A 4838-nucleotide genomic window follows, 5' to 3' on the forward strand; every position below is an offset into this window, starting at 1 on the left:
GAAAGAGAATAAAAAGAGAATAGGTAGCGATTAAGGTGTTTTTCATAATGCGTTTTCTTTGGTCATTTAGTTTGTGGAATTATAAAATATGCTGATTTCTCAGCAACTTGTTTCGGATTTTCAATACTCTCTAATCTGAGAGTTATTTTGCTGTCGCCTTCGATTTTCTCTTTTGTTCGAATGAACAGAGGGAACTTTCCGGCAATACCGGCTGGAATTAGCAGCGGCTCGGTAATTGAGAGCTTGAGTTCAGACCCATCTGGAACATCTGAAACTGTAAGGCTGAGGGCTATCTCCTTCTTGTCCATATTCTTAATGGAGAGTACGTAGGCATTAAGAGTTTCCCCAGCCTTTGTATAGCGTGGTGTTAAGGAGTGGGGCAGGATGTTAAAGTCAAAAGCCGTGCGGAAAAATGCCTGGTGCGAAAACAAACCAAACGTCACTGCTATCAACAAAAACAGCGCCAGTACTCCGGGTCTGAGTATCTCTGCAAAACCAAATGTGTCGAGTGCGCCAAATTTATAAGTAATAAGGCCTTTCTTGTTGTTTTTGCTCATTACCGCAGAGCAGGCATCTACACAGGCGGCACACATAATACAGCTCATCTGCATTCCTTCTCTGATATCGAGCCCGGTTGGGCAAACTTTCAAACATTGCCTGCAGTGGATACATTCGTCCTTACGCCCTTCATCCAGGCAGATTTTAAGGGTTTTGTTATCTGTTATTGCGCCTTGGAACTTGGCGTATGGACATATAGTTGCACAAAAGGTTCGGCGCAAAAAAACAAGATTGAAATAGGTGAGCAGGGCAATAACCACTATGCTGCCGGTGGCCACTGGACCGAGTTTCAATGCCAGTATCTCCGGAATAGCTTCATAGGGAGAGACAAAATAACAAACTGTGCTAAAGCCGACAGATAAGGCCCAAAAAGCTAGAATAAGATGCGCAGCAGCCTTGGCCAGGAAGCTGTGTTTGCTGAACCGAACAATAGGATCAGTTAAATCACTGATAATGGTCTGGGGGCAGAGCCATCCGCACCAGATCCGGCCAAAAACCAGGGTTATGAGGAAAAAAAACAGAACAGAAAAAAGCGAGGCCAGCATTACCACATAAAATTCTTGAACCCAAAGGGCCGTCTCAAAAAAATGGAGTCTCAATGTTGGTACATCAAACCGAAAGGCGCTCTCGCCGCCAACCTGTAAAAATGGCAGGAGGAGATAGGTGAGAGCCAAAGCCCAGACCACTCTCCTCCTGTATTTTTGGATGGTACCCATTAGTAACCCGCTAAAGCACTACGCAAAGTGCTGCCAAGAGATAGATGTATCAAGATCCCTATTTTAATCCTTGCGACTGGGTCCAGCCGGTAAATAGTGGTGTGTACGCATAAACATAGTATACCATCCAGGCGATAGTTCCATAAAAGTAGAGCTTCCAGCCGCCTGGGATGTCTGCTTTGCCTTCACCTATCCCATCATGATCTTCATGGGTTTCATACTCGATTTTAGCCTTATCTAATTTAGCCATAATACACTCCTTGTCCTGCAAGAATATAGGATCTGACTGCCATTGACGGCTGAGCCAGGTTCCGGGGCGAAGTCACTATTTTTTTGATGACACCTGCGCTCGAATATAGGCAACGAGGTTCCATATTTTGTCTTTGCCTAACATCTCGCCAAAAGGAGGCATTCCTCCTTCTGCGCGCCGTTCGTATCCTTCTCTCGTACCTCTGGCAACCACCTGAAAGAGCTCCCAGTCTTCAAAGTCTTCAGAGTAGCCAATCCAGACCACATCGACAAGGTCGGGATCAAAGTCAGCCGACATGTCTAAGCTATGGCAGCCAACACAATACAGATCAAAGGTCTTTTGGCCAGCAGCAATTGCATCGCTACCTGTGTTTGGGTTTTTGTCTCCCTCAGCAACCATCTGGGAAGTCGGTGTACGTGGGATGGCCATTCCAAGCATTTGCATATAGGCAACTAAGGCATCCAGTTCGGTTTTGCCGACAACTGCTTTTATATCATCAGAGGTATACGGAAAGCCAATTCCCTTTATATGACTTTCAACTGTGTCAGGGTCAAGCATGTTGTTAGCCAGAAAACCGTAGTCAGGCATATTGGAACCAGCTACAACTTTCCGGGCATCTTCAAAATGTCTGTAATGCCATTTGTCTGAATATTTGCCACCGATTCGGGCAAGATCTGGCCCAGTACGTTTAGAACCCCAGAGAAACGGTCTGTCGTATTCAAACTCCCAGGCCTTTGAGTATGGTCCATAGCGGGCAACTTCAGCTTTCAAGGGTCTGATGGTCTGGGTATGACAATTGTTACAGCCTTCAGCCTGGTAGACATCGCGGCCGGCTAGTTCGATTGGGCTGTATGCTTTTTGTAGATCACTGTGGGGTTGAGTTGATGGCATAAACATGGGAACGACGACCATCGCGATGGTGCCAACCAGTATTGTTCCGGCAGCGAGTAAAGTAAAGGAGATAGGTTTATTGTAGATACTCATCTTAGGCCACCTCCCCTTGTAAATTGCCAATTTTTGCAGTTTTCACAGTCATTGCAATGTTGTAGACGAACACCAGGAAGCCTGCCAGAAAAATTATGCCGGCAAAGGTTCGAAGATTCCAATAATGAATATTTGCAAGATTTGTTTCAATAAAACTGTAGGTCAACGATCCGTCAGGGTCGGTTTTGCGCCACATGGCACCTTGCTGGAGGCCTGTAATCCACATGGTAATTGAAAACATAATCTGTCCAACAAAAACCAGGTAGAAATGGAGATTGGCAAGTTTTATACTGAAAATCTTCGTTTTGTATATATGGGGGATCATATAGTAAATTGAGGCAGAAATGGTCATGGTAACCCAGCCCATGGTGCCCATGTGCACATGGCCAGGCACATAATCGGTATAATGCATTAGGGCCGACACGGTTCGTAGACCCTGCGATGGCCCCTGAACTGTCTGCAAGCCGTAGAAAGTGATGCCCGTGATGAAAAACTTGATCAGATAATTATCCTTCTCTTTCATCATGTCCCAATTGCCGCCCATGGTGTAATAGCCATTTACTACAGAGCCCCATGATGGTGCGATCAGGAAAATGGTAAAGGCGATGGCCAGAGTCTGAATCCAGTCAGGTGTCGGAGTGTAAACAAGATGATGGGCCCCCGTCCATAAATAGGCGAAAACTAGACTCCAGAAAGCCACAATTGACAAGCGATGGCTGAATATTGGCAGGTTGACTGACTTTGGGAAAAAATAATAAAACATTGCCAAGATGGGTGTCGTAAAAATAAAGCCAACCGCATTGTGGCCGTACCACCATTGGACATTAGCGTCATTGACGCCGCTGAAAACGGAGTATGATTTTGTCAAACTTACCGGAATGGCAAGATTGTTGACAATATAGAGAATAGCAACTGCCACCACTGTGGCAATGATGTACCAGAGGGAGATGTACATCTGGAGGTGTTTACGCTTGTAAATTGTCCCTAAAATATTTATGGCAAACATAACCCATAGGATGACCACGACAATATCAAGTGGCCATTCTAACTCGGCGTATTCTTTGGTGGTGTTCATACCGCCTAAGAGGCTTAAGGCCGCTAAAACAACCGCAATGTTGAACAGCCAGAGCTGCACACGTGCGAGCTTGGGAAAGACAAGTTTTGTGCCTGTTAATCGCTGGGTGATGTAAAAGGAGACACCAAAGATTGCGCCAATTCCGAATCCAATAGCACCCGCGTTAGTATGGAGAGGACGCAGGCGTCCATAGGTTAGCCACGGAGCAAAATTAAGCTCCGGGTAAACCAGTTGCGCAGATATGAGAATACCCACTAACACAGTTACGGCTCCCCATAACATCGATGAAAAGGTGAACCCTTTCACAGCGTCATAGGTATATGCTTCTGTTGCTGTTGACATAATACCTCCCTTTAAAAAATTAGAAATATACCCCGAATATATTAAAAATGCGTCCAGCTGGAATGCTGAACAAACTAATGACTACTGTCAAAAAGTAAGCGGTTGTCCGTTTTTAATTATCTTATTAAAATTATTGAATATATTTCAAGTGGCAAACCACGATTAATTAGATTTGTTTTCTGGTCAGACTCTTGTAGATCTCTACCAGACAGCTCGAACACCCTGAGTTTTTCGAATCTGGTCAACTTCACGTTCAATACCTACCCGCCACTCCGCATGAATTCTTGCTGCAGAAGGTGAAATGAGTTCTGGCAACCCGTATACTAAACGGTCTTCTGCGCCACTGGCCTCAATAACGGCTTCAATGGAGCGGGCACCGAACTTATATTTGGCAATGAGCAGGCGCAGAAGCAGACCGGAAGTTTTGCGTGCTGCCTTTTTCCAGTGGGTATCCATCTGATGAGCGATGATGAAGGCTCTTTTCATTAAAATACGGTGCAGATCGTCCAGTTGTTCTTTGTTGTTATTGGTCGATAAGAGTGAATCGTCAATTTCAATGCCGTCGATATCAATTACCACACGCAGGCGACTCATAAAGTCGGGAATTTTGAGTGTTTTGGCAAGTTGCAATGTCTTGGGGTTCTCGGGGTTGATTAAATCTTCCATGCTCGCCCAGTCTGGCTTTACTCCTCCGGCAAAGGCAAAGATGGAACGGCCGATATTATAAGGTGTGCCATGGACATAGGTAACCCCATCCTGCATTGAGGGCAGGAAATAACGGAGGTAGCCAAACTCATGGTTATCATATCGGCAATCGAACTCATCCCAGAAAACTATTGGAACTTTTCCTTTGGCAACTGAGGCACGTATGGGCTCAATTGCCGAATTGATCTCTTCAGGGCCATTGAACTGG

The 4838-nt window shown here is 45.3% G+C and carries 5 protein-coding genes; all 5 read right to left on the reverse strand.

The window, feature by feature from the left end; genetic code table 11:
• Positions 1 to 62: 62 nt before the first annotated feature.
• Positions 63 to 1244, reverse strand: a complete 1182-nt coding sequence (locus tag HQK80_05375; GenBank protein ID MBF0221647.1) for a 4Fe-4S binding protein — start codon at positions 1242 to 1244, stop codon at positions 63 to 65.
• 88 nt (positions 1245 to 1332) lie between these two features.
• Positions 1333 to 1524, reverse strand: a complete 192-nt coding sequence (locus HQK80_05380; GenBank protein ID MBF0221648.1) for a hypothetical protein — start codon at positions 1522 to 1524, stop codon at positions 1333 to 1335.
• A 75-nt stretch (positions 1525 to 1599) separates the two neighbouring features.
• On the reverse strand, positions 1600 to 2508 hold the full coding sequence (locus tag HQK80_05385) for a cbb3-type cytochrome c oxidase subunit II (protein ID MBF0221649.1): 909 nt from the start codon (positions 2506 to 2508) through the stop codon (positions 1600 to 1602).
• A 1-nt stretch (position 2509) separates the two neighbouring features.
• Positions 2510 to 3925, reverse strand: coding sequence for a cbb3-type cytochrome c oxidase subunit I (locus HQK80_05390; GenBank protein MBF0221650.1), 1416 nt, complete (start codon positions 3923 to 3925; stop codon positions 2510 to 2512).
• A gap of 201 nt (positions 3926 to 4126) precedes the next feature.
• Positions 4127 to 4838 (reverse strand): ATPase (locus HQK80_05395; GenBank protein MBF0221651.1); only part of this gene is annotated, 712 nt, incomplete at its 5' end.

The sequence above is a fragment of the Desulfobulbaceae bacterium genome (genome assembly GCA_015231515.1).
GTDB lineage: Bacteria > Desulfobacterota > Desulfobulbia > Desulfobulbales > VMSU01 > JADGBM01.